The organism is Methyloligella sp. GL2, assembly GCF_013341275.1.
Classification (GTDB): domain Bacteria; phylum Pseudomonadota; class Alphaproteobacteria; order Rhizobiales; family Methyloligellaceae; genus Methyloligella.
Map to the genome: position 1 here is coordinate 327,699 of NZ_CP054476.1, position 24,008 is coordinate 351,706.

At 64.3% G+C, this 24,008-nt stretch carries 22 protein-coding genes; 14 read left to right on the forward strand and 8 right to left on the reverse strand.

The features are described 5' to 3' along the window. The first annotated feature begins 18 nt into the window (after positions 1–18). On the forward strand, positions 19–693 hold the full coding sequence (locus HT051_RS01550) for an LON peptidase substrate-binding domain-containing protein (RefSeq protein WP_174540399.1): 675 nt from the start codon (positions 19–21) through the stop codon (positions 691–693). Between the two features lie 47 nt (positions 694–740). Further along, positions 741–944 carry a Trm112 family protein gene (locus HT051_RS01555; protein ID WP_174540400.1) on the forward strand — a complete coding sequence of 68 codons (204 nt, stop codon included), beginning with the start codon at positions 741–743 and terminating at the stop codon, positions 942–944. A 316-nt stretch (positions 945–1,260) separates the two neighbouring features. On the opposite strand, the gene HT051_RS01560 is transcribed toward HT051_RS01555, so the two are convergent. Beyond that, on the reverse strand, positions 1,261–2,517 hold the full coding sequence (locus HT051_RS01560; protein WP_246810139.1) for an FAD-dependent monooxygenase: 1,257 nt from the start codon (positions 2,515–2,517) through the stop codon (positions 1,261–1,263). A gap of 167 nt (positions 2,518–2,684) precedes the next feature. On the opposite strand from HT051_RS01560, the gene tesB reads away from it, so the two are divergent. The 8 genes from tesB to xth all read left to right on the forward strand — a co-directional run bounded on the left by tesB (position 2,685) and on the right by xth (position 12,294). Continuing rightward, entirely contained in the window at positions 2,685–3,563 is an 879-nt protein-coding gene (gene tesB / locus HT051_RS01565; protein WP_174540402.1) for an acyl-CoA thioesterase II, read from the forward strand. Positions 3,564–3,803: 240 nt separating this feature from the next. Beyond that, positions 3,804–4,142: a P-II family nitrogen regulator gene (locus HT051_RS01570; protein ID WP_174540403.1), complete on the forward strand. Its 339-nt coding sequence runs from the start codon at positions 3,804–3,806 to the stop codon at positions 4,140–4,142. A 17-nt stretch (positions 4,143–4,159) separates the two neighbouring features. Next, a complete protein-coding gene (locus tag HT051_RS01575) occupies positions 4,160–5,488 on the forward strand; it encodes an ammonium transporter (RefSeq protein ID WP_174540404.1) in 1,329 nt (442 codons plus the stop codon). A 214-nt stretch (positions 5,489–5,702) separates the two neighbouring features. Then, positions 5,703–6,908 (forward strand): aminotransferase class I/II-fold pyridoxal phosphate-dependent enzyme, encoded by a 1,206-nt coding sequence (locus HT051_RS01580; RefSeq protein ID WP_174540405.1) that lies wholly within the window; start codon positions 5,703–5,705, stop codon positions 6,906–6,908. Positions 6,909–6,986: 78 nt separating this feature from the next. Then, positions 6,987–9,533, forward strand: a complete 2,547-nt coding sequence (locus HT051_RS01585; RefSeq protein WP_208454355.1) for a DNA translocase FtsK — start codon at positions 6,987–6,989, stop codon at positions 9,531–9,533. A 208-nt stretch (positions 9,534–9,741) separates the two neighbouring features. After that, positions 9,742–10,587 carry an outer membrane lipoprotein carrier protein LolA gene (locus tag HT051_RS01590; RefSeq protein ID WP_174540407.1) on the forward strand — a complete coding sequence of 282 codons (846 nt, stop codon included), beginning with the start codon at positions 9,742–9,744 and terminating at the stop codon, positions 10,585–10,587. A 521-nt stretch (positions 10,588–11,108) separates the two neighbouring features. Next, a complete protein-coding gene (locus HT051_RS01595) occupies positions 11,109–11,378 on the forward strand; it encodes a hypothetical protein (RefSeq protein WP_174540408.1) in 270 nt (89 codons plus the stop codon). Positions 11,379–11,481: 103 nt separating this feature from the next. Beyond that, positions 11,482–12,294 (forward strand): exodeoxyribonuclease III, encoded by an 813-nt coding sequence (gene xth / locus HT051_RS01600; protein ID WP_174540409.1) that lies wholly within the window; start codon positions 11,482–11,484, stop codon positions 12,292–12,294. 19 nt (positions 12,295–12,313) lie between these two features. On the opposite strand, the gene HT051_RS01605 is transcribed toward xth, so the two are convergent. Together HT051_RS01605 and HT051_RS01610 are read right to left on the reverse strand one after the other, a co-directional pair. Next, complete coding sequence (locus tag HT051_RS01605) at positions 12,314–12,997, reverse strand: DJ-1/PfpI family protein (protein ID WP_174540410.1); 684 nt, start codon at positions 12,995–12,997, stop codon at positions 12,314–12,316. 11 nt (positions 12,998–13,008) lie between these two features. Further along, entirely contained in the window at positions 13,009–13,695 is a 687-nt protein-coding gene (locus HT051_RS01610) for a response regulator transcription factor (RefSeq protein ID WP_174540411.1), read from the reverse strand. 104 nt (positions 13,696–13,799) lie between these two features. On the opposite strand from HT051_RS01610, the gene HT051_RS01615 reads away from it, so the two are divergent. Then, positions 13,800–14,333, forward strand: coding sequence for a L,D-transpeptidase (locus HT051_RS01615; RefSeq protein ID WP_174540412.1), 534 nt, complete (start codon positions 13,800–13,802; stop codon positions 14,331–14,333). Here HT051_RS01615 and HT051_RS01620 read toward each other — a convergent pair. Then, entirely contained in the window at positions 14,323–15,024 is a 702-nt protein-coding gene (locus HT051_RS01620; protein WP_174540413.1) for a YggS family pyridoxal phosphate-dependent enzyme, read from the reverse strand. The two genes, HT051_RS01615 and HT051_RS01620, sit on opposite strands and share 11 nt — an antisense overlap. Positions 15,025–15,375: 351 nt before the next feature. Between HT051_RS01620 and leuS the strand changes: the two genes are divergently transcribed. Genes leuS through holA form a run of 3 tightly spaced genes read left to right on the forward strand, consistent with a single transcriptional unit; the run spans position 15,376 to position 19,587 of the window. Further along, complete coding sequence (gene leuS, locus HT051_RS01625; protein WP_174540414.1) at positions 15,376–17,982, forward strand: leucine--tRNA ligase; 2,607 nt, start codon at positions 15,376–15,378, stop codon at positions 17,980–17,982. Further along, positions 17,969–18,547 carry an LPS assembly lipoprotein LptE gene (gene lptE / locus HT051_RS01630; RefSeq protein ID WP_174540415.1) on the forward strand — a complete coding sequence of 193 codons (579 nt, stop codon included), beginning with the start codon at positions 17,969–17,971 and terminating at the stop codon, positions 18,545–18,547. Before leuS ends, lptE begins: the two co-directional genes overlap by 14 nt. A gap of 32 nt (positions 18,548–18,579) precedes the next feature. Beyond that, a complete protein-coding gene (gene holA, locus HT051_RS01635) occupies positions 18,580–19,587 on the forward strand; it encodes a DNA polymerase III subunit delta (protein ID WP_174540416.1) in 1,008 nt (335 codons plus the stop codon). A gap of 28 nt (positions 19,588–19,615) precedes the next feature. Here holA and HT051_RS01640 read toward each other — a convergent pair whose 3' ends face one another. From HT051_RS01640 to mnmG, 4 genes are all read right to left on the reverse strand, one after another. Beyond that, positions 19,616–20,482 (reverse strand): ParB/RepB/Spo0J family partition protein, encoded by an 867-nt coding sequence (locus HT051_RS01640; RefSeq protein ID WP_174540417.1) that lies wholly within the window; start codon positions 20,480–20,482, stop codon positions 19,616–19,618. 75 nt (positions 20,483–20,557) lie between these two features. Continuing rightward, positions 20,558–21,388 (reverse strand): ParA family protein, encoded by an 831-nt coding sequence (locus HT051_RS01645; protein WP_174540418.1) that lies wholly within the window; start codon positions 21,386–21,388, stop codon positions 20,558–20,560. After that, positions 21,385–22,089 (reverse strand): 16S rRNA (guanine(527)-N(7))-methyltransferase RsmG, encoded by a 705-nt coding sequence (gene rsmG / locus HT051_RS01650; protein WP_174540419.1) that lies wholly within the window; start codon positions 22,087–22,089, stop codon positions 21,385–21,387. Before rsmG ends, HT051_RS01645 begins: the two co-directional genes overlap by 4 nt. Beyond that, positions 22,086–23,990, reverse strand: coding sequence for a tRNA uridine-5-carboxymethylaminomethyl(34) synthesis enzyme MnmG (gene mnmG / locus HT051_RS01655; protein ID WP_174540420.1), 1,905 nt, complete (start codon positions 23,988–23,990; stop codon positions 22,086–22,088). Before mnmG ends, rsmG begins: the two co-directional genes overlap by 4 nt. Positions 23,991–24,008 lie beyond the last annotated feature (18 nt).

Sequence of the window (24,008 nt, forward strand, 5' to 3'; positions counted from 1 at the left end):
AGATCGGTGGCAGAAGGCATGAGTGAGCATTACCGTTCGCCGAGCGATCTTCCCGAGATCTTGCCGGTCTTCCCGTTGAGCGGCGCGATTCTGCTGCCGCGCGCTTCACTGACCCTGAATGTGTTCGAGCCGCGCTATCTGGCGCTGGTCGATTTCGCGCTTCGCCATGGGCGGCTGCTCTCCATCGTGCAGCCGGCGCCGGAGGCGGGCGATGAAGAATCCCCGCAAGGCAACGATTTTCCGCTCAGACAGGTGGCCTGCGCCGGCAGGATCACCGCCTTCAACGAGCTGGAGGACGAGCGGCTGCTGATCACCATCACCGGGATCGCCCGTTTCACCCTGGAGGAAATCAGCTCCGATTACTGCTTCCGCCTGGCGCGCCCGGATTTCGGCAAGTACCACCACGATTTCGAGCGGGGCTATGGCGAGGACGAGGTCGACCGGCCGCAGCTGATTTCCACGCTGCGCAGCTATCTCGACGCTAACAATCTCAAGGCCGATTGGGACCGGATCAACGGCGCCAGCAACGAGCGGCTGGTGAATACGCTGTCGATCCTGAGCCCGTACGGGCCGGAGGAGAAGCAGGCGCTGCTGGAGGCGCCGGATCTGAAAGCCCGCGCCGAGGCGCTGATCGCGCTGGCGGAGATCGATCTGGCCACCCGCGACGACGATACCGGCACCTCGCTGCAATAGAGCCTTCCGGATAAGCCTCAAGCATTCGCCCCGAGGAGTTGCCCCCAATGCCCGATGCGCCGAAACGGCCAGAGCCCGCCCCCGACCCGAAGCTGCTGGAGATCCTGGTCTGTCCGCTGACCAAGACGACGCTGGACTATGACGCGGCGCGGCAGGAGCTGATCAGCCGGGCGGCGCGCCTGGCCTATCCGATCCGCGACGGCATCCCGATCATGCTGCCCGACGAGGCCCGCAAGCTCGACGCCGATTGAGGGATGATCTCCCTCCCCTTGGGGGAGAGGTGAGGCGTCTGCCGCTGCATCACATCCAATCGTCATCACCGGGCTCGTCCCGGTGATCCATGAACACCGCGTTCGGACAACTGGCACCAGTGGTCATGGATGCCCGGCACAAGGCCGGGCATGACGACGGAGAGGTGGCGAGCAGGTATCTCAGTCGCGGTGGGCACGGCTTTCTCCCTCCCCCAGAAAGGGGGAGGGCCGGGGTGGGGGTCAAGCGGCGTTCGCTTTAATGCCGAAAAAGACCCCCCTCTAACTCCCCCCTTTTAGGGGGGAGGATTCGGCCGTGCTAGGGCCGCTTCCCCTTCAGAAGCTGGGGCACGGCGCCGGTCTTGCCGGAGGCCTCGCGCACCAGCATGCGTTTTACCGGTGCGAGCCGGTCGAGCACGCTCAACCCCATATCGCGCATGGTGCGCATGGTGGCGTTCTCGTTGGAGAACAGGCGGTTCACCAGATCCATGGCCAGGGCGGAGACGGCGCTGTCGAAGCGGCGCCAGCGCTCGTAACGCTGCAGCAGGACCTGATCGCCCGGCTCCAGGCCGAGCCGCGCGCCTTCCACCAAAATCTCGGTGAGGGCGGCAACGTCGCGCAAGCCGATATTCAGCCCCTGGCCGGCCAGCGGATGCACGCCATGGGCGGCATCGCCCACAAGCGCAAAACGCGGCCCGATGAAGCTGCGGGCGACATGCAGGCTCAAGGGGAAGGATTGGCGCGGTCCGGCCAGGCTGAGCTGCCCCAGCTGAGCCCCGAAGCGGCGTTCCAGCTCTTTGAGGAAGCCGGCATCGTCCAGCGCCATGATGCGGTCCGCCTCGTCGGCCTCCTCGGTCCAGACGATCGAGGTGCGGTTCTCCGGCAAGGGCAGAAGCGCAAACGGCCCGGCGGGGAGGAAATGCTGCACCGCCTTGCCGCCATGGGGCACGCTGTGGCTGACGGTGGTGACGATGCCGGTTTGCGGATAGGTCCAACCGATGATCTTGATGCCGGCCGCCTCGCGCAAAGCGGAGCGGCGGCCATCGGCGGCGACCAGCAGCGCGGCGCGCAAATGTCGGCCACTCTCAAGCTGGATGTCGATGCCGTAGCTCTCCGCCTCGAAGCCGGAGACGGTGTCCGGGGCTATCAGCTCGATATTCGGCTCGGCGGCAGCGGCTTTCGCCAGGGCGGTGAGCAGCGGTCCGTTCTGCACCACATAGGCGCCGGGCTCGCCATCCTTCAGCTCGTTGTCGAAGCCGACAAAGAGCGGGCGCGGCCCGCTTTCCTGCAGCGGCGAATCGGTGATGTCGATGGCGGTGATGGGCTCGGCGTAAGGCGCAATGGCCGGCCAGATCTCCAGCACCTGCAACAGATTACGGCTGGCGGCGGACAGCGCCGAAGCGCGCGCGTCTCCCTTGCCGGCCTCTTCGAACGGCTTTCCGTCGATCACGGCGATGCGGAAGCCGTCGGGTGCCAGCTTGGCCAGGGCCAGGGCCAGGGTGAGGCCGACGAAACCGCCGCCGGCGATCGCCACATCGACACGGCCGGTGCTTGCCGGAGGCCGCGATCCATTCAATTTGCTACTCTCCATCACGCGATTTTGCATCGCTCGGCTGCAAGATCAGCGCGGCATCGGACCGCGCCGGATGGCGAATCGTTCGCGAGCCGCCTTACATAACCTGGATTTCGCATTTTTCGCTGCTTGCAGAGCTCGCCGAATCCGCCAACCGAAAGGTCTAGCCCATGAGCGCCGCGCTCGACACGCTTCTTTCCACTCTCGATCTGGAACCGCTGGAGCGCAATCTCTATCGGGGCCTCAGCCCGCAAGTCGGCTGGCAGCGGGTGTTCGGCGGGCAGGTGATCGGCCAGGCGCTGGTCGCGGCCTACCGGACCGTGGAGGAGCGCACTGTGCATTCGCTGCACGGCTATTTCCTGCGGCCGGGCGATCCGTCGGTGCCGATCATCTATGAGGTGGACCGGCTTCGCGACGGCAAGAGCTTCACCACGCGGCAGGTGATCGCCATCCAGCACGGGCAGCCGATCTTCTCCATGGCGGCCTCGTTCCATCTGGACGAGGCGGGGCTATCGCATCAGGTGGAGATGCCCGACGTGCCGCCGCCGGAAGAACTGCCGAGCGAAGCGGAGCTGAAGGCACAGCTTCTGGGGCGGATGCCGCCGGAAATGGCGGCCTATTGGCGGAGCGAGCGGCCGATCGAGATCCGTCCGGTGGATCTGTCCCGCTATGCCAAGCGGGAACGCCGGGCGCCGCAGCAGGCGGTCTGGCTCAAGGCCAATGGCGATCTGCATCCGCTGGAGCGGGCCGACGGGCTGCCGCTGCATCAATGCATCCTCGCCTATGCCTCGGATTTTACCCTGCTGGATACCGGGCTGCTCGCCCATGGGCGGTTCGTGTTCGATCGCGACATGATGCTGGCGAGCCTCGACCACGCGATCTGGTTTCACCGCGATTTTCGGGCCGATGACTGGCTGCTCTACGTGCAGGACAGCCCCAGCTCGTCGGGCGCGCGCGCCTTCTGCCGTGGCATGGTTTTCACCCGTGACGGGGTGCTGGCTGCCTCCACGGCACAAGAAGGACTCATTCGTGAGCGGCGTGCCCAATAAAACTGCGCATTTTCTGTGCAAAAGTACGACTTTGCCCTGTTCATAGGCAGTTTTGCAGGGTGATATCGTGGGGGGCAACCTATGACCGGCGTTAAAAATCTATTAATGCCAAGGGGTTGTCGAATTGGTCCCGAGTTGGCACGCGGCTTGACTCTGTTTTCGGGTTCACGCGGCCAAAACGACCGAGGTCGGTAACGACCAATAGTACCTGAGGGGCCGCAAGATGGAGGGGTTAGAGAGATGAAGTTGGTGATGGCGATAATCAAGCCATTCAAGCTCGATGAGGTGCGTCAAGCGCTTACCGAGCTTGGCCTTCAAGGCATGACCGTGACCGAAGTGAAGGGTTACGGCCGGCAGAAAGGCCATACGGAGATTTACCGGGGCGCTGAGTACGCCGTCAATTTCCTGCCTAAGATCAAGATCGAGGTCGCCGTACCGGCCGCTTCGGTCGACAAAGCCGTGGATGCCATCGTGGCCGCGGCGAAGACCGGGCAGATTGGCGACGGCAAGATCTTCGTTACGCCGGTCGATCAGACGGTTCGTATCCGGACCGGCGAAACCGACGAAGCAGCACTCTAAAGAAGGGGGAGGTAACTATGGTAACCCTGAAAAAGTATCTCTTGGGGGTGGGGGCGGCCGTCGCCGCGCTGGCACTCCTGCATGTCGAACCGGCTCTGGCGCAAGAGGCGGAAGCGGTGGTGGAAGAGGTTCCGACCATCGATACGGGCGATACCGCCTGGATGCTGGTCTCGACCGTCATCGTTCTGATGATGACGATCCCGGGCCTGGCTCTTTTCTACGGCGGCATGGTCCGCAAGAAGAACGTTCTTGCGACCATGATGCAGAGCTTCGCCACGTGCTGCATCGGCACCGTGGTGTGGATGGTCATCGGCTACTCCCTGGCCTTTAGCGACGGTGGTTCGCTGAATGCCTATGTGGGCGGTCTGGACAATCTGTTCCTCAAGAACATGGCGCTGGATTCGGTCTCCGGAACGATTCCTGAGTCGGTGTTCATGACCTTCCAGATGACCTTCGCGATCATCACGCCGGCGCTGATCACCGGTGCCTTTGCCGATCGCATGAAGTTCTCCGCCATGGTGCTGTTCATGATCCTCTGGCAGATCGTCGTCTATGCGCCGATCACCCACTGGGTCTGGGGCGGCGGCTTCCTCGGCGATGCGGGCGTGCTCGACTTCGCCGGCGGTACGGTGGTTCACATCAATGCCGGTATCGCGGGTCTGGTCTGCTGTATCTTCCTCGGCAAGCGCTTCGGCTACGGCGAGGAGAACATGGCTCCGTACAACCTGGTCTATGCCGTGATCGGCGCCTCCCTGCTGTGGGTGGGCTGGTTCGGCTTCAACGCCGGTTCCGAGCTGGCGGCTGACGCCAATGCCGGCATGGCCATGGTCGTGACCCAGATCTGCACCGCCACGGCGGCGCTGGCCTGGATGTTCGCTGAATGGATCGTCCACAAGAAGCCGAGCGTTCTCGGCATCATCTCCGGTGCGGTCGCCGGTCTCGTTGCCATCACTCCGGCTTCGGGCTTCGTCGATCCGGTCGGTGCTCTGTGGATCGGTGCTATCGCCGGTGTCGGCTGCTTCTTCTCCGCAACCACGATGAAGAAAGCACTCGGCTACGACGACTCTCTGGATGCCTTCGGTGTCCACGGTGTCGGCGGTATCATCGGCGCCATCCTGACCGGTGTGTTCGCTGCCGAGGCAATCGGCGGTACGCCGGGCGCTCTGGAGGGCAACCCGGGTCAGATCTGGACCCAGATCGAAGGTATCGTCGCCACCGTCGTGTGGTCGGCTGTCGCCACCTTCGTGATCCTGATCATCTGCAACATCCTGTTCGGATGCCGGGTGTCGCAGGCCGTCGAAGTCGAGGGCCTGGATATCAACCTGCACGGGGAGGTCGTGCAGTAGAGCTTTTGCGCGCACGCAAAAGAGGGACAAACAAACAAACAATTTTGGTAGAGCCAGGTCTCCTCCTCCCTTGACTGAGCTCTCACCTGGGCCCCGGCGAAAGCCGGGGCCCGTTTTATTTGGGGGGACGGGCATCGCGAGGCCCGGTGGCGCATTGGCCTCCGAATGGCGATCCGGCTTGCCGGGTTTTGCCGCTTCCCGTAACTAGCGGGCCATGTCCACCGATTCCGATCTCACAGCACTCGATACGCTCGTCGCCTCGCCCTTCGCCCGGCTGAAGGCGCTGCTCGGCGATACGCCGCCCGGCAAGCCGCCGATCACCTTCGCCCTCGGCGAGCCGCAAGCCCCCCTTCCGGACTTCGTGCCGGAGGTGCTGAACCAGAGCATGGCGGATTTCACCCGTTACCCGCCGATTGCCGGCACGCCCGGTTTGCGAGGGGCAATCGCCGCCTGGCTGCAGCGCCGCTATCCGAGCCTTGCCGGCGCGGTCGATGCGGAGAAAAATCTGGCCGTGCTGAACGGATCGCGGGAAGGCCTATTCTCGGCGATCTTCCCGGCGCGGGCACGTAAAGCAGTCGCCGATCCCGCCGTGCTGGTTCCCAACCCGTTTTATCAGGCCTATGCCGCAGCGGCCGCGGCCGCAGGCGCCGAGCCGGTGTTCTTGGATTGCACCGCGGAAACCGGCTTCCTGCCCGATCTCGATACGCTGGATGAGGCGCTGCTTAACCGCACCATCGCCTTCTATCTTTGCTCGCCGTCCAACCCGCAAGGCGCCGTGGCCGACGCCGCCTATTGGCAGAAGGCAGTCCGCCTCGCCCGACGCCACGACTTCATGCTGTTCGCCGACGAGTGCTACTCGGAGATCTATACGGGCGAGCCGCCGGCCGGCGCGCTGGAGGCGGCTTTCGCGCTAGATGGCACGTTCGATCACGTGATCAGCTTCAATTCGCTGTCGAAGCGATCGGGGCTTCCGGGCGTCCGTTCGGGCTTCGCGGCGGGTGATTCGCGCTTTTGCGCCGCGTTTTCGCGATTTCGCAACGTTGCGGCGCCGCAAACCCCGCTTCCCTTGCAGGCGGTGGCGGAAAAGGCTTGGTCGGACGAGGCTCACGTCACCGTCGGACGGCGAATTATCGAGCAAAATCTGGATCTTGCGGACGATCTGCTGGCCGGGCGCTACGGCTATCAGCGCCCCCAGGGCGGCTTCTTCTTGTGGCTCGATATGGCACAATTCGGGGGTGGAGAGGCCGCCGCGAAAACCCTTTGGAAAGAGTGTGGTGTCAGAGTGCTGCCGGGCGGGTATCTCGCCCACGGGGACAATCAAGGACGACCCCCCGGCAGCTCCTATGTACGGCTGGCACTCGTGCATGAGGCTCCGGTGACCGAGGAAGGTCTGAAGCGGATCGTCGGCACATTGGGTTAGTACATGGCAGTTCGAGGCCGAAAGGCGGAACGACGGCTATTGCCGGGCGCGGTGCAATCGGGCTTGCGGCAAATCTTGATGAGCGGATACGGGCTGGGGGTTCTGATCCTGGCCTGCGCGGCGTGGGCCAGCCTTGCCACCTGGTCGGTGACCGATCCCAGCCTCAACAACGCGACCCGGTCGGCGCCGCATAACGTGCTCGGCCATTGGGGCGCGGTGGTTGCCGATCTCACCATCCAGTCCATCGGTCTCGCCTCGATCCTGCTGTTTCTGCCGCTGGCCGCCTGGGGCTGGCATCTGTTCTTCGGCACCGTGCCGGGACGCCGGCGGGCGCGGCTTTTGGCCTGGCCGTTCGCCGTGCTGCTTTTGTCCGGCGCGCTCTCGGCGCTGCCGCAGCCGAAAAGCTGGCCGCTGCCCAACGGGCTCGGCGGCATTCTCGGCGATTTCCTGCTCGCCACCGTGGCGGTACTCGGACCGTTCCTGCCTGGCGCTGCGATCTCCTTCTTCGCCGGGCTGACCTTCATGATCATCGGCACCTGGCTGCTGCTGTTCGCCTGCGGCACCTCCTTCTCCAAGCTGCTGGCAATCTGGGGACCGGCGGCGAGCCGCACCGGCACCTGGGCCGGCAACTCCATCGAGGCCGCCGTTGGCGCCGCGCGCAACACCACGGCGCGGGCGCGGGCCGCCTGGCAGAAGGAGCCGGAGTGGGAAGAGGAGCCGGAATACGAAGAGGAAGATCCCTATTACGAGGCCTATGCCGAAGAAGAAGAGGAGCCGGAGCAAAAGGAAGCCGATCCTCTGGCCGCGAAGGCCCCCGGCCGCCTGCTCGGCGGGCTGCTGCGCCCGCCCACGCCGACAGCCGTGGATCCGGACGAGCGCATCGAGCCGACCTTCGGCGAGGCCCCGCCCATGCCGACGCGGGACGACGATTACCGCGATTACGACGACGATGAAGACGAGGACGATGACGACTTCCAGCCTCAGCCGCGCGCCGCAGACGACGATGAAGACCAGGATGAGGATGCGCCGAGCTACAAGGTGACGCGCCGCAAGGAGCAGCCGAAATCCCGCGTCGCCAAGCGCTTCCCCTCGATGGAAACGCCGCACGAGCTGCCCTCCTTACGTCTGCTGCAGGCCCGGCCCCGCTCGGCGCGCGCCAACACGCTGACCGACGAGGAGCTGCAGGAGAACGCCGCGGTGCTGGAAGGCGTGCTCTCCGATTTCGGCGTGAAAGGCGAGATCGTCAATGTGCGCCCCGGTCCGGTGGTGACTTTGTACGAGCTGGAGCCGGCGCCGGGGACCAAATCCTCCCGGGTGATCGGCCTTGCCGACGATATCGCCCGCTCGATGAGCGCCATCGCCGCCCGCGTCGCTGTGGTGCCGGGACGGAACGCCATCGGTATCGAGCTTCCCAATGAGAGCCGCGAGATGGTGATGCTGCGGGAGCTGTTCGAATCGCCCGACTACCAGGAGACCGATGCCAAGCTGGCGCTGGGTCTGGGTAAGAATATCGGCGGCGGCTCGGTGGTGGTCGACCTCGCCCGCATGCCGCATCTGTTGATCGCCGGTACCACCGGCTCGGGTAAATCGGTCGGCATCAACACCATGATCTTGTCGCTGCTCTACCGGCTGTCGCCCGAGCAGTGCAAATTCATCATGATCGACCCGAAGATGCTGGAGCTTTCCGTCTATGACGGCATCCCGCACCTCCTCGCCCCCGTGGTGACCGATCCGAAGAAGGCGGTGGTCGCGCTGAAATGGACGGTGAAGGAGATGGAGGAGCGCTATAAGCGCATGTCCAAGCTCGGGGTGCGCGACATCAAGGGTTACAACAAGCGAATCCTGCAGGCCGAGGCCAAGGGCGAGGTGCTGACCCGCACGGTGCAGACCGGCTTCGACCGCGAGACCGGCCAGGCGATCTACGAGCAGGAGGAGATGGATTACGATCCGATGCCCTATATCGTCGTGATCGTCGACGAGATGGCCGACCTGATGATGGTCGCCGGCAAGGATATCGAGGCGGCGGTGCAGCGCCTGGCGCAGATGGCGCGTGCGGCCGGCATCCATCTGATCACCGCCACGCAGCGGCCGAGCGTGGACGTCATCACCGGCACCATCAAGGCCAACTTCCCGACCCGGATCAGCTTCCAGGTCACCTCGAAGATCGACAGCCGCACCATTCTCGGCGAGCAGGGCGCGGAGCAGCTGCTCGGCGCGGGCGACATGCTGTATATGGCCGGCGGCGGGCGCATCATGCGCGTGCACGGGCCCTTCGTCTCCGACGACGAGGTGGAGAAGGTAGTGCGCCATCTGAAGAAGCAGGGCGTTCCGGCCTATCTCGATGCGGTCACGGACGAGAGCGAAGGCGAGGACGGCGACGGGGACGACGATAGCGACGAAAAGAGCTCCGGCGGCTCCGGCAACGAGCTCTACGACAAGGCGGTCGACGTGGTGCTGCGGGACAAGAAGGTCTCCACCTCCTATATCCAGCGGCGTCTGGGCATCGGCTATAACCGCGCCGCCAGCCTGATCGAGCGCATGGAGCAGGAAGGGCTGATCAGCCCGGCCAACAGCTCCGGCAAACGCGAGATCCTGGTCGATAACGGGGTGGACGCGCCGTATTAGGCGCGCCGCCCCGCGGCCACCCCGGACATTTGCGCGCAGGCCGGTCCCCGAAAGTCTTTTCTCCCTGCCCCGAAGTTGACGATTTTTGGCGGAATCATCTATTCCATATTGGGATAGAGCACGAGACGGGGTCCCCAGGGGGTCGTTTATGAGCCGAAGAGATCGCAGGCAGGCATTTGGCTTGCCGCACTGGCTTTGCATTGCCGCAATGGCGACGGCGCTCGGCTCCTCGTCTGCTTTGGCACAAGACGGCGGCGCCACCACCGTCGTTCCGAAATCCACGCCCTCCAACGCTGTCGGCGTGACCGGCGCCACCCCTTCTGGGGGCAGTGCCGATGCGTTGCGTCCGGCGCAGGATGTCGCCACCACGCCGGTGAAGGCCAATGAGATCCCGCCCCCGCCGCCGGTGGAGGCCGCAGGGTCGGCCGGCGAAATCGACGGCGGCACCATCGACGAAGGCGCCGGCTGGGAAGCGGCGGTGGAAGCCGCGCCTGGCCCAACCCCGCTGATCGGCCCAGAGCGCGACCAGGCGGTGGCCGAGATCAATGCCTATTTCAACAATATGGAAAGCCTTCAGGGCCATTTCCGCCAGATCGACGGCGCCGGCAAGGAAGATACCGGCCGGTTCTACGTGCAGCGGCCCGGCAAGCTGCGCTTCGACTACGCGCCGCCGAGCCCGCTTCGTATCGTTTCCGACGGGCGCTATCTGGCGATCGAAGATTCCAACCTGAAGACGATCGAAAAATATCCGCTGAAATCGACGCCGTTCCGGCTGCTGCTCGGCAAGACGGTAGATATCGCCCGCGATTCCGACGTGGTCGGCGCGGCGCGCGGCAATAACGAATTGTCGGTTCAGCTGCAGGACAAGGGCGATGGCAGCAGCGGCAGTATCCAGCTGGTCTTCGACACCAAGCCGGAAATGCAGCTCAGCCAATGGGTTATCACCGACGCGCAAGGGCTGACGACCACGGTTTATCTGGAAAATCTTGGGCCGGGACGGAAAGTTGCCTCCGATTTCTTCCGCTCCAAGCAGTCCTTCAACCCCTTCCAGTAACCTTGTTGGGGCGTTTTGGCGCCGAAGCGCTCGAAAGAGGCGGATTTTTCCCTAGAAAAATCAATGCCTTATGGCTTTTGCGCGCACACTTTAATGGTGCATTAAAGTTTTTCTAAGGTGCACGTTGAAAAACCCGGCGCGTATCCTTATTTCTGGCAGAGAAGCGGCCACATCGATATTTCGGTAGTGCCCCCCCGTCTAGCCGAAGATGTGGTTCGCTCGCACCGGCGTCCCTCCCGGTGCGTGCGCTGAGTAAAAGCGCTTCTGGCGCCCGGCCTTGCGCAGCGGCCGGGCGCTTTCCTTTTCTACCCCGATCTTCCAGCCGCAAACGGACCCGCGCCGCGTTCTACTCGGGTTGCTTGCCGGTTATTCCGATTAACGTGCGCAAGACTCCGATCGCAGGACCTGATATCTTAACGTGTGGGCGAAAGCCGGCGCCCGTAAAACCGGCGGCGTTTCCCGCGTAGCGAAGCCGCATTTGTTTCGCGGCACCATGGGCGGGTGGCTATCGGGTATTAGTCATGGCGTCACACACAGCACCCAACGATTACGATCAGCAGACCGCGTTTCCCGAGGCGTTCGATCAGGAGACCTTGGAACTGCTGCAAGAGGCCTTCGATTCCGCATGGTCCGAGCTGGTGCAATCCGGCTATGGCAGCGAAACCGGGATCGAAAGCGAGTTCCGCACCGCGCTCGGCGAAAAGATCATGGCACTGGCCAGTGCCGGCGAACGCGACCGGCAGGCCTTGATCGCCCGCGCGCTGCAGAGCTTTTCACCCCACGCCGACTGATCGCCGAAAACGATTGGGGGTTTTCTGTGTGCGGGCGGTGCGCGAGGCTGGCCTTGGGCACCGGTTCTAAGCTAGAGACAGGGCTCTTTTATCGGGCCGTCTCATGAAATTCCGTCTCGCCACCTGGAACATCAATTCGGTGCGTTTGCGCCTGCCGCTGATCGAGCGGTTCGTCGCCGCGGCGCAGCCGGACATTCTTTGCCTGCAAGAAATCAAATGCGCCGAGGATCTGTTTCCGCTGGCCGCGGTGCAGCAGCTCGGCTTTCCCCACGTCGCGGTCTCCGGCCAGAAGGGCTATAACGGCGTCGCCATCCTCTCCAAGCTGCCGCTGGGGACAAGCGAGAAGCGCGATATCTGCGGCCGGGGCCATGCGCGGCATGTCTCGGTGACGCTGGAGGCTTCCGGCGGGCCGGTCTCGCTGCACAATCTCTATATCCCGGCCGGCGGCGATATTCCCGACCCGGCGGTGAACGAGAAGTTCCAGCACAAGCTCGACTTCCTGGATGCGATGGAAGCCTGGTTCAAGGAGATCCCCGACCGGGACCAAAATCGGATGATCATCGTCGGCGATCTCAATATCGCGCCGCTTGAAACCGATGTTTGGTCGCATAAGCAGCTTCTGAAAGTGGTGAGCCATACGCCGATCGAGGTGGAGCGGCTGAACCGGGTGATCGCCGCGCATGATTTCATCGACGTGATGCGCGAGCACGTACCGGCGGAAGAGGCGCTGTTCACCTGGTGGAGCTACCGCAATCGCGACTGGCGGGTGTCCAACCGCGGGCGGCGGCTGGATCACATCTGGACCACCCCGGCGCTGGCCGGCACCTCGCGCTCCATGTCAGTGCTGGAAGATGCGCGGGATTGGGAGAAGCCGTCCGACCATGTTCCGGTGATCGCCGAGTTCGAGATCGACTGACCCTATCGGGAAGCGGTCTCTAGTCCTCCCGCTTCGCAGCGTAGGCTGCCGCCAAACGCTCGCGCGCTTCTCTCACCTTGCCCGTGCGCCGAAGCACGGAGGCCACGGTTTCCGCTGATGCGGTATCCGGCGAGCCGGCATCGAAAGGCGGGGCTGGTGCATATTCGAGGCCGAGCTGGATGGCTTCGGCGACCTCCTGCCCGGCAAGCTCCGCTGCCAGAGCGAGGCCGAAATCGATCCCCGCGGTGACACCGCCGCCGGTGATCAGATTGCCGTCCTGCACGGCCCGGGCTTTGACGGGGGTCGCGCCGTAAGCACTGAGAAGATCGAGAGCGGTCCAATGGGTGGTGGCGCGCTTGCCGTGCAGCAGCCCGGCGGCCCCCAGCACCAGAGCGCCGGTGCAGACCGAGGTGACATAGCGGGCACCGGCGGCTTGGCCGGCAACAAAGGCCAGCGTCTCCTCGTCCTGCAGCAGCGGATTGACGCCGCGTCCGCCGGGAATACAGAGGATATCGAATTGCGGGGCGGCCACGCAGCTCACCGTCGGCGTGAGCGTCAGCCCGCTGCTGCTTGCCACCGGCTGCTCGGTCTTGGCCGCAAGATGCAGCCGCGTCTCCGGCACTGCAGCGAGCACGTCGAACGGCCCGGCAAGGTCGAGCTGCTGGATGTCGGGAAAGAGCAGAAAGCCGATCTCAAGCGCCATTTTCTATGGCCTCACGGAACCAGCTTATAGCCGCCGGTCTCGGTGATCAGGATCTCGGCCTGGGACGGGTCGGTCTCGATCTTCTGGCGCAGCCGGTAGATATGGGTCTCCAGCGTATGGGTGGTGACGCCGGCATTGTAGCCCCAGACCTCGTGCAGCAGCACCTCGCGGGTGACCACCCGCTCGCCGGCACGGTAGAGATATTTCAGGATCGAGGTCTCTTTCTCGGTGAGCCGGATCTTCTTGCCCGCTTCGGTGACCAGCACCTTGGAGGCCGGACGGAAGGTGTAGGGCCCGATGGTGAAGACGGCATCCTCGCTCTGGTCGTGCTGGCGAAGCTGGGCGCGGATGCGGGCGAGCAGCACGGCGAGTTTGAACGGCTTAGTGACGTAATCGTTGGCGCCGGAATCCAGCCCGAGAATGGTGTCGGCGTCGGAGGTCTGGCCGGTGAGCATGATGATCGGCCCCTTGAAGCCGCCGCGGCGCAGCAGCTTGCAGGTCTCACGGCCGTCGAGATCGGGCAGGTTGACGTCGAGCAGGACCAGATCGACATGGCCTTCGCGGGCCTGCTTCAGACCTTCGGTGGCGTTCTCGGCGAGAGCGGTCTCGAATTCCTCGTGCAGGGCGAATTGCTCGCTCAAGGAATCGCGCAGCTCGTCGTCGTCGTCGATGATCAGGATTTTCCGCGCATTGCTCATGGGCCGGCCCGATTCCTCGCTTTCGCCAATGTCGCTCCCGGTTGTAAGCGGGCGGTCCCTTTGCGACAAGCTTTCGGTGCGAGGATTAAGGAGTCCGGGCAAGGATGGACGAGCGAAGGCGGCCCCGTATCGTGGTGACCCGGGCGCCGGGAAAACCGGCGCAAGGCTTGCTGCATCTGAAAAGCGGCGTGCGGCGGACGGCGCTAGGACCTGCCGGGATGAGCGCGCGCAAGCGCGAAGGCGATGGGGCGACGCCGGTCGGGATCTATCCGCTGCGGCGGCTGCTTTACCGGCCGGACCGGGGAAAGCGGCCACATGTGGCGCTCCCCATTCATGCCATCCGCCCTGGCGAGGGCTGGAGCGACGATCCGAAGGATCCGAACTACAATCGCATGATCCGGCTGCCCTCGGCTTACAGCGCCGAGACGCTCTGCCGGGGCGACCATCTCTACGATCTGGTTCTGGTGATCGGCCATAACGACCGGCCGCGGGTGCGCGGAAGAGGCAGTGCCGTCTTTATCCATCTCGCCAAGCCGGGCTACACGCCAACGGAAGGCTGTATCGCGCTGTCGCGGCCCGACTTCCTGGCGCTGTTGCGGGAAGTGACGCCCGACACGCTGATCGAGATCAGGGGGTAGGATAGTCCCGCGCGCCGAAGATGGCGGTGCCGACGCGGATGAAGGTGGCGCCGAACTGGATCGCCGTCTCGTAGTCGCCGCTCATGCCCATGCTGAGCTCGTTCAGCCCATGCTCTTCGGCCAGCTTGGCGAGCAGCGCGAAATGCAGCGACGGCTCCTCGTCCACCGGCGGGATACACATCAGCCCTTCGATCTTTAGCCCGAGCTCGCCGCGGCACATCTCCAGGAACGCGCCGAGCTCGCCGGGAACGACGCCGGCCTTTTGCGGCTCCTCGCCGGTATTGACCTGGATCAGCAGCTTCGGTGTGCGCTCCTGCTCCTTCATCTCCGCGGCGATGGCGCGGGCGATCTTCGGCCGGTCGACGCTGTGGATCCAATCGGCGATGGCGACGGCCTCCTTCACCTTGTTTGATTGCAGCGGGCCGATGATATGCAGCACGACATCGGGGTGAGATTCGCGCACCTCCTCGAACTTGGCCTTGGCCTCCTGCACCCGGTTTTCGCCGAACACGCGCTGACCGGCAGTGATGGCCTCTTCCACCGCTTCGGCCGGATGGGTCTTGGAGACCGCGATGAGATGGACGTTTGCCGGATCGCGGCCGGCTTGGCGCGCGGCGGTCTCGATCTCGGCGCGGACGGCTTCGAGACGCCCGGTGACGGTGTCTGTGTCGGTGTTGATCGTGGCTGTCATGGCTCGGAACATAAGGCGCGGGACGAATGGCGCAAGCGGCGTGGGGCCTCATGGTTCAAGACGCGCTTCGCGAAAGGCGAAGCGCCTTCACCATGAGGATCGAGAACCCCGGGCATGGCGTGCCATATCTGCTCTCGACCGCCTCATCCTGAGGGCGAGCGAAGCTCGCGTCTCGAAGGAGAGGCGCTCGACGTGCCCCGGGTCAAGCCCGGGGGTGACGATGTATTTGGATCGAGGTACGGCAAAACAGAAGCGTCAAAGCCTCTCAGACCCATCCCATCGCTTGACCGGCAGGCGCATTTGGGGTCGATTGCGCGGCAAATTCGGATTGCAAAGAAACGAGCGAAATTCATGGCAGCGGAGCGTTACGACGCGGCGGCGCGGGAAGGCTTTTGGCAGAAGAAATGGGACGAGGCCCGGGTGTTCGAGGCCGACGCCGATTCCGACCGGCCGAAATACTACGTGCTGGAGATGTTCCCCTACCCGTCGGGGCGCATCCATATGGGCCATGTGCGCAACTACACCATGGGCGACGTGGTGGCGCGGTTCATGCGGGCGCGCGGCCATAACGTGCTGCATCCGATGGGCTGGGACGCGTTTGGCATGCCGGCAGAGAACGCCGCCATCGAGCGCGGCATCCATCCGGGCAAATGGACCTACGACAATATCGCCACCATGCGCGGCCAGCTGAAATCCATGGGGCTGTCGCTGGATTGGGCGCGGGAATTCGCGACCTGTGACGTGGAGTATTACACCCAGCAGCAACATCTGTTCCTGGACTTCCTGAAGGCCGGGCTGGTGGAGCGGAAATCCCGCAAGGTGAACTGGGACCCGGTGGACAATACCGTGCTGGCCAACGAGCAAGTGATCGACGGCAAGGGCTGGCGCTCCGGCGCGCCCGTGGAACAGCGCGAGCTGGCGCAGTGGTTCTTCAAGATCACCGATTTCGCCGACGAGCTGCTCGAGGCGCTGAACGGTCTGGAGCGCTGGCCGGAGAAGGTGCGGCTGATGCAGGCGAACTGGATCGGCAAGTCGGAAGGTTTGCTGGTCTTGTTCGAGACGGAGCCGGAGACGGCGCCCGCCGATATGCCGACCATCCAGGTTTTCACCACGCGGCCCGATACGCTGTTCGGGGCGAGCTTCATCGGCATCGCGCCGGACCATCCGCTGGCCACCGCCATCGCTAAGAACAACGCCGAGGCGCAAGCCTTCATCGCCGAGTGCCAGCGCCACGGCACCTCCGCTGCCGAGCTGGAGACGCTGGAGAAGCAGGGCTTCGATACGGGCGTGCGGGTGAAGCATCCGGCCGTGGAGGAGGCGAGCCTGCCGGTCTATATCGCCAACTTCATCTTAAGCGAATACGGCACCGGCGCGATCTTCGGCTGCCCGGCGCACGATCAGCGCGATCTGGAATTCGCCCGCAAATACGATCTGCCGGTAACGCCGGTGGTTCTGCCGCCGGAGGCCGATCCGGCCGCTTTCGAAATCGGCGAGGAGGCCTATACCGGCGATGGCACGCTGTTCAATTCCGGCTTCCTGGACGGGATGGGCGTAGCGGCCGCCAAGGACGCGATGAGCAATTTTCTCGCCGAGAAATCGGTCGGCAATACGAGCCAGGGGGAACGGAAGATCCAGTTCCGCCTGCGCGATTGGGGCGTCTCGCGGCAGCGCTATTGGGGCTGCCCGATCCCGATGATCCATTGCGAAAAATGCGGCATCGTGCCGGTGCCGAAGGAGGATCTGCCGGTGAAGCTGCCGGAGGATGTCAGCTTCGACAAGCCGGGCAATCCGCTGGACCATCATCCGAGCTGGAAGAACGTCACCTGCCCTAGTTGCGGCGGAGAAGCGCGGCGCGAGACCGACACGATGGATACGTTCGTCGATTCGTCGTGGTATTTCGCCCGCTTCTGCTCGCCGCGCGCGGATGTCCCGACCGAACCGCAAGCGGTGAATCATTGGCTGCCGGTCGATCAGTATATCGGCGGCGTGGAGCATGCGATCCTGCATCTCCTCTATGCCCGTTTCTTCACCCGGGCGATGCACCGCACCGGCCATGTCGATCTCGACGAGCCGTTCGCGGGGCTGTTCACCCAGGGCATGGTGACCCACGAGACCTATAAGGACGAGGCGGGGAAATGGGTGATGCCGAAGGAGATCGTGTTCTCCGAAGGCACCGCACGGCACAAGGAGACGAACGAGCCGATCACCGTCGGCCCGGTCGAATCCATGTCGAAGTCGAAGAAGAACGTGGTCGATCCGGACGACATCATCGCCCATTACGGCGCCGATACGGCGCGCTTCTTCATGCTGTCGGACACGCCGCCGGAGCGCGATATCCAGTGGACCGAATCGGGCATCGAGGGCTCGCACCGCTTCCTGCAGCGGATGTGGCGCCTGACCGGCGATGTCGCCGCGCTGGGCCGGCCTTCGGCGGCGGTCGCGAATTACGGCGATGCGGCGATGGCCTTGCGCAAGGCCACCCACAAGACCATCGCATCGGTGACCGAGGCGATCGAGACCTTGCATTTCAACTCGGCGGTCGCCCAGCTCTACGAGCTGGCCAATACGCTGTCCTCGGCCCTGAATAAGGCGGGCGATGCGCCCGGCGACGACCTGCGCGCGGCGCTTTTCGAGTCGGCTGAGACCCTGGCGCGCCTCGCCGCCCCCATGGTGCCGCATTTGGCGGAAGAATGCTGGGCTACGCTGGGCCATGAAGATTTGCTGGCCGAGCAGCCCTGGCCGGAATTCGATCAATCTCTGGTTGTGGACGACACCATTACAATTGCGGTTCAGGTCAACGGCAAGCGGCGGGACGAATTGACGATTGCGCGCGGCGCCGCAAAAGAAGATATTGAGGCTGCCGCGCTAGAACTCGAGAATGTCGCGCGCGCCATTGGGGGACGGGAAATCAAGAAGATCGTTGTCGTACCGGAGAGGATCGTCAATGTCGTGGCGTAATCGCCAGACCATGCCGCGCCTTCACGGGCCGGAGCGCGCCGGATTTGCGCCCATGCGCCGGACGCTGATGGCGTTCGCGCTGCTCGCCGGCGCCGGGCTGATGCTTGCCGGCTGCGGCGGCGTGCGGCCGCTCTACGGCACCAGCACCGGCGGTCAGGACGTGAAGAACGCCATGGCCGCGGTCGACGTGCAGCCGATCCCTGGCCGCGTCGGCCAGCAGGTGCGCAACGAGTTGATCTTCACCAATACCGGCGGCGGCCAGGCGCCGCAGCCGCGCTACCGGCTGAATATCGTGCTGAAAGAATCGCTGCTGAAATCCCTGGTCCGGCGTTCGGGCGAGGCGACCAGCGAGACGGTGCAGCTGCAGGCTCAGTTCAAGCTGGTCGATATGTCCAACAACAAGGTGCTGAAAGAGGGCAACGCTCTGTCGCGCGCCGTGTATGACCGCTACGAGAAGACCTTCTCCAATGTGCGGGCCAAGGACAATGCGGAGAATCGCGCCGCCAAGCAGATCGCCGAGATGATCCGCACCCAGGTCGCCGCTTATCTTGCCACGCAGACGTAACTTAGCGTTCGCATCTGCGCTATGCTGACCGCATGGTTGCCTATAAATCCAACGACGTTCCGCGCTTTCTGAAGCAGCCCGATTCCGCCTGCCGTGCAGTGCTGGTCTATGGCCCCGATACCGGCCTGGTCAGCGAGCGGGCGGGCGCGATGCAGCGCTATTTTCTGAAAGGCGCGCCCGATGGCGAGACGGTGCGGCTGGACGAGCGCGACTTCGCCGAGAATAGCGGCGTGCTGGAAATCGAGCTCCGTACCAAATCCATGTTCGCCTCGGCCAATGTGGTACGGGTCACCGCCAATCCGCGGCTCGATGCCGTGGCGCTGAAGACCACCCTGGCCGAGCCGCCAGAAAATCCGCTGATTGTCGAGGCCGGCAATCTCAAACCGGATTCTGCCTTACGCAAGCTGTTCGAGAAGCTGCCTTTCGCGGCGGCGCTGCCTTGCTATGCCGATGAGCGCAATCTTGCCAGTCTGATCGACGAGGAGCTGTCGGCGGCGGGGCTCGGCATCGACCGGGAGACGCGGGATTATCTCACCGCGCGGCTTGGGGCCGATCAGGCCCTGTCCCGCGCCGAGCTCTCGAAGCTCACCCTCTATGCCGCCGGCAAGGAGACGGTCACGGTCGAGGACGTCGATGCGGTGGTCGGCGACAGCGCCGAAGTGGCGGTGGAGAATTTCGTCTTTCTGGTCAGCGGCGGACAAACGCAGGAAGCGATCCGCCAGCTCGGCCGGCTGGATGCGGCGGGCATCTCGGCGCAGGCAGTGCTGTCTTCGCTCACTCGCCACTTCATGCGCATGCATATGATCGCCTCGGCCGCAGCGAAAAACGATTCGGCGGAGACCGCCTTGCGGCGTCTGCGGCCGCCGCTTCATTTCAAGCGGCGCGGTCCGTTCTTGAAGGATTGCCAGCGCTGGGGGGCGGGGCGCCTGCTTGCCGCCTTGCCGCGCATTCAGGAAGCGACCTTACGGGCGCGGCTTGCGCCGGATCTGGCGCAAGCCCATGCCGAGCGGCTGGTTCTGGCCTTGCGCAGCCGCGCGTAAGACGTGTTTTCTCTTTTAAATCAGTAGCTTAGCCGCGCAGCAGCCGGGTGCGTAGCTCTTCGAGCTGATCGAAGTTGGTATACTGGATGCGCAGCTCGCCCTTCTCGCCCTTGCCGGGACGAAGATCGACCTTAAGGCCCAGAGCCTCTTTCAGCTCCACCTCGGCGGCACGGGTATCGACATCCTTGATCTTGGGCTGCTTGGCGGCTTTCGGCGCGACGGCACCCTTCTGCACCAGTGCCTCGACCTGGCGCACCGACAGCCCGTCCTTGACGATGCGGGCGGCGAGCAGCTCGGCATCCTGGCGGCCGATCAGCGCGCGGGCATGGCCGGCGGAGAGCTGGCCTTCCTGCACATAGCGGCGCACCGCGTCGGGCAGCTTCAACAGGCGCAGCGTGTTGGCGAGATGGCTGCGGCTCTTGCCGATCACCCGGGAGAGATCTTCCTGAGTGTAGCTATGGCCTTCCATGAGGAGCTGATAGCCCTCGGCCTCCTCGATAGCGTTGAGGTCCTCGCGCTGCACGTTCTCGATGATGGCGATCTCGGCGGCTTCCTTGTCGGAAAGGCTGCGGATCACCACCGGCGCTTCGTGCAGGCCGGCCCGCTGGGCGGCGCGCCAACGGCGCTCGCCGGCGACGATCTCGTAAGTGTCGCGCTTGTCGGCCACCGGGCGGACCACCAGAGGCTGGACCAGGCCGCGCTCGCGGATCGAGGCGGAAAGCTCTTCCAGCTGCTCCTCGGCGAATTGGCGGCGCGGGTTATAGCGGCTCGCCTGCAGCGCGCTCAAGGGCAGCATGCGCTGATCTTCCGGCGGCGCGAAGCTGGCATCGACCCCTTCGCCAAGAAGGGAGGTCAGTCCCCGGCCCAGACGCTTCTTTTGGGTGCTCGCTGTCATTTCGTTTCCGCCTTGCAGGCGCCTCCTCGATCCGCCCTTATTGGGCACCGCTTCTGTTTACGCAGCACAGATTATTTACGCCGCCCGCATCCGCTTTTCGCGTTCGATCACCTCGGAGGCGAGCTTGATATAGGCCTGGCTTCCGGCGCAGCGATAGTCGTAGAGCAGCACCGGCTTGCCGTGAGAGGGAGATTCGGCGACGCGCACATTGCGCGGAATGACGGTCGAATAGACCTTGTCGCCGAGCACGCGCCGCACATCGTCGACCACCTGGTCGGAAAGGGCGGTGCGCTGGTCGTACATGGTGAGCACCACGCCGTGGATATGCAGCTTCGGGTTCAGCCGGCCGCGGATCTCTTCCACCGTGCTGAGCAGCTGGGCGAGACCTTCCAGGGCGAAGAACTCGCATTGCAGCGGCACCAGCACGGCATCCGCCGCGGCAAGCGCGTTGACGGTGAGAAGATTGAGCGAGGGCGGACAATCGATCAGCACATAGTCGGTGCGGTCATCCGGATCCTCGGCGGCGATCATGGCAGAGATGGCGTCGCGCAGACGGTAATGGCGGCCGCTCTCCATGCCGGATTCGCGCTCGAACGCCATCAGGTCGATGGTGGCCGGCGCGATGGAAAGCCGCGGCACGTTGGTGACGAAGCGCGCATCGGCCAGAGAGGTGGTGCCGCTCATCACGTCGAAGGTGGAGGCGCTGCGGTCGTCGGCGCCGAGCCCGGTGGAGGCGTTGCCTTGCGGATCGAGATCGATGATCAACACCTTCTCGCCGACGGCGGCCAGCGCCGTGCCGAGATTGATGGCGGTGGTGGTCTTGCCGACGCCGCCTTTCTGATTGGCCAAGGCGATGACGCGGGTCTTGCCTTTTTGCGATGAGCCGAAGCGGGGAAAACTAATCATTTGCGCTTGGCCTTTCGCTGCCGCTTGGCGAGATGCGCAATCTCGACGATGGCGGAGTCGGCGGATGTGAGGCTTCGATGGCAGCGCGCGGTGAAATCCCAGTCGCGGCGTGCCGTCTCGATCTCGTGATTTGCGTCCCGGCCTTTCAGGAACAGCCCCCGTGTTTCCCGCCCGAAGAGCGGGGCGGCGAGCCCCAGAAGGCGGGGCAGCGGTGCGAGCGCGCGGGCGCTGATCACCTGTGGAGAAAGAGGTAGTTCGTTTGGCTTCATGTTTTCAATGCGAAGGTTATGGATCTCCACAGGCGCGTTGGTCGCCTCGGCCACTTCGGCCATGAAGCGGCACTTGCGCTGATTGCTCTCCACGACATGCATCCGAAAATCCGGCTCCGCCGCTTTCAGGATCGCAACGACCAGGCCGGGAAATCCGGCGCCCGAGCCCAAATCCAGCCAGAGTCGGGCCTCCGGCGCAAGCAAAGTTAACTGCGCAGAGTCGGCGAAATGCCGCGACCAGAGATCGGGGAGGGTCGAAGCGGCGACCAAATTGGTCCAGCTTTGCCACTCGGAAAGCAGCTCGGAATATATGCACAGGCTGTGGATAGTTTCACGTGAAACATCAAAGGCTTTGGAGAAGTCCTCCGGACCTTCGATCGCAAGGGGTGTTTTCGCGCCGTTTGCACCCTCTCCGGCGGCGGTTTCGCTCACGCCGATTTCCGCCGCGACGCGTCTTTCGCATCCCGTTTTGCGTCTCGCTTCACGTGGGCGAGAACCAGCATCAACGCCGCCGGCGTCATGCCTTCGAGGCGGGCGGCCTGGCCGAGATTGGCGGGATTGGCCCGGGTCAGCTTCTCGCGCAGCTCGTTGGAGAGACCGGAAATGGCGGCATAAGAGAACGCCGCCGGAATGGCGATAGCCTCGTCCTTGCGGAAGGCGGCGATGTCGTCGGCCTGGCGGGCGAGGTAGACGGCATAACGGGCATCGGTGGCGAGCTGATCGGCGATTCCCGGCTCGAGCTGTGCCAATTCCGGCCACAGCTTTTCCAGATCGGCATAAGCGATATCGGGATAGGAGAGAAGGTCGAAGGCGGAGCGCTTCTTGCCGTCGCGGTTCAGCCGAAGCCCCGATTTGGCGGCGGCATCCGGGCTGACCTGCAACGACTTCAGCAAGCGCTCGCCTTGGGCGAGGGATTTCGACTTTTCGGCGAAGGCCTTCGCGCGGGTCGCTCCCACACAGCCGATCTCAATGCCGATGGGGGTGAGGCGCTGATCGGCGTTATCGGCGCGGAGCGCCAGGCGATACTCGGCGCGGCTGGTGAACATGCGGTAGGGCTCGGCAACGCCGCGGGTGACGAGGTCGTCGATCATCACGCCGACATAGCCGTCGGCGCGGGTGACGATGAAGGGCGCCGTCTCGCCAGCGGCAAGACGGGCTGCATTGATGCCGGCGATCAGCCCTTGCGCGCCGGCCTCCTCATAGCCGGTGGTGCCGTTGATCTGGCCGGCCAGGAAGAGACCGGGAACCGCCTTCACCTCCAGCGTCGACCTGAGCTCGCGGGGATCGACATAATCGTATTCGATGGCATAGCCCGGCCGCTTCACCGCCACTTCCTCAAGCCCTGGAATGGTCTTCAGGAAGGCGTGCTGCACCTCCTCAGGCAACGAGGTCGAAATGCCATTAGGATAGATGGTGTCGTCGTCAAGGCCTTCCGGCTCCAGGAAGATCTGGTGGCTCGCCCGGTCCTTGAAGCGCACCACCTTGTCCTCGATGGAGGGGCAGTAGCGCGGACCGGCGCTTTCGATATTGCCGGAATAGACGGCTGAGCGGTCAAGATTGGCGGCGATGATACGGTGGGTCTCTTCCGTCGTATTCGTGATGTGGCAGACGGTCTGGGGCGTCACGATCTCCTGTGTCAGGAAGGAGAAGGGGACCGGCGGTTCATCGCCGGCCTGCGCGGCGAGGCGGTCCCAATCGATGCTGGTCTTATCGAGCCGGGCCGGGGTGCCGGTCTTCAGACGGCCCATGTTAAGCCCGAGCCCATAGAGCCGGTCGGCGAGACCGATCGCGGGGGCTTCGCCCATGCGCCCGGCAGGGGTGCGGCTCTCGCCGATATGAATCACGCCACGAAGGAAGGTGCCGGTGGTCAGCACCACGGCACCCGCTGCGATCTCGCGCCCATCGCCGGTGACGACACCGCAGATGCGCCCGCCTTCGACGATCACGTCCTCCACTGCCGCCTCGATCACGCTGAGATTCTCGGTAGCCTCGATGGCCGCCTGCATGGCGGCGCGGTAGAGCTTGCGGTCGGCCTGGGCGCGGGGGCCCTGAACGGCGGCACCTTTGCTGCGATTGAGCAAGCGGAACTGGATGCCGGCCTGGTCGGCGACACGGCCCATCAGCCCGTCCAGCGCATCGATCTCGCGCACCAGATGACCCTTGCCCAGACCGCCAATAGCGGGGTTGCAGGACATCTCGCCGATGGTTGCCTTCTTATGGGTGATCAGCGCGGTTTGCGCGCCCATGCGGGCGGCACTCGCAGCGGCTTCACAGCCGGCATGGCCGCCGCCGATCACGATCACGTCGAAGCTGTTTCGGGCATCCGTATTCATGCCCGTTAGGTACTCAGT

Excerpts from the sequence above, each read along its gene's own strand:
- HT051_RS01550 (WP_174540399.1), top strand. The coding sequence starts at position 19 with ATGAGTGAGCATTACCGTTCGCCGAGCGATCTTCCCGAGATCTTGCCG.
- HT051_RS01555 (WP_174540400.1), top strand. The coding sequence starts at position 741 with ATGCCCGATGCGCCGAAACGGCCAGAGCCCGCCCCCGACCCGAAGCTG.
- tesB (WP_174540402.1), top strand. The coding sequence starts at position 2,685 with ATGAGCGCCGCGCTCGACACGCTTCTTTCCACTCTCGATCTGGAACCG.
- HT051_RS01570 (WP_174540403.1), top strand. The coding sequence starts at position 3,804 with ATGAAGTTGGTGATGGCGATAATCAAGCCATTCAAGCTCGATGAGGTG.
- HT051_RS01575 (WP_174540404.1), top strand. The coding sequence starts at position 4,160 with ATGGTAACCCTGAAAAAGTATCTCTTGGGGGTGGGGGCGGCCGTCGCC.
- HT051_RS01580 (WP_174540405.1), top strand. The coding sequence starts at position 5,703 with ATGTCCACCGATTCCGATCTCACAGCACTCGATACGCTCGTCGCCTCG.
- HT051_RS01585 (WP_208454355.1), top strand. The coding sequence starts at position 6,987 with ATGAGCGGATACGGGCTGGGGGTTCTGATCCTGGCCTGCGCGGCGTGG.
- HT051_RS01590 (WP_174540407.1), top strand. The coding sequence starts at position 9,742 with ATGGCGACGGCGCTCGGCTCCTCGTCTGCTTTGGCACAAGACGGCGGC.
- HT051_RS01595 (WP_174540408.1), top strand. The coding sequence starts at position 11,109 with ATGGCGTCACACACAGCACCCAACGATTACGATCAGCAGACCGCGTTT.
- xth (WP_174540409.1), top strand. The coding sequence starts at position 11,482 with ATGAAATTCCGTCTCGCCACCTGGAACATCAATTCGGTGCGTTTGCGC.
- HT051_RS01605 (WP_174540410.1), bottom strand. The coding sequence starts at position 12,997 with ATGGCGCTTGAGATCGGCTTTCTGCTCTTTCCCGACATCCAGCAGCTC.
- HT051_RS01610 (WP_174540411.1), bottom strand. The coding sequence starts at position 13,695 with ATGAGCAATGCGCGGAAAATCCTGATCATCGACGACGACGACGAGCTG.
- HT051_RS01615 (WP_174540412.1), top strand. The coding sequence starts at position 13,800 with ATGGACGAGCGAAGGCGGCCCCGTATCGTGGTGACCCGGGCGCCGGGA.
- HT051_RS01620 (WP_174540413.1), bottom strand. The coding sequence starts at position 15,024 with ATGACAGCCACGATCAACACCGACACAGACACCGTCACCGGGCGTCTC.
- leuS (WP_174540414.1), top strand. The coding sequence starts at position 15,376 with ATGGCAGCGGAGCGTTACGACGCGGCGGCGCGGGAAGGCTTTTGGCAG.
- lptE (WP_174540415.1), top strand. The coding sequence starts at position 17,969 with ATGTCGTGGCGTAATCGCCAGACCATGCCGCGCCTTCACGGGCCGGAG.
- holA (WP_174540416.1), top strand. The coding sequence starts at position 18,580 with ATGGTTGCCTATAAATCCAACGACGTTCCGCGCTTTCTGAAGCAGCCC.
- HT051_RS01640 (WP_174540417.1), bottom strand. The coding sequence starts at position 20,482 with ATGACAGCGAGCACCCAAAAGAAGCGTCTGGGCCGGGGACTGACCTCC.
- HT051_RS01645 (WP_174540418.1), bottom strand. The coding sequence starts at position 21,388 with ATGATTAGTTTTCCCCGCTTCGGCTCATCGCAAAAAGGCAAGACCCGC.
- mnmG (WP_174540420.1), bottom strand. The coding sequence starts at position 23,990 with ATGAATACGGATGCCCGAAACAGCTTCGACGTGATCGTGATCGGCGGC.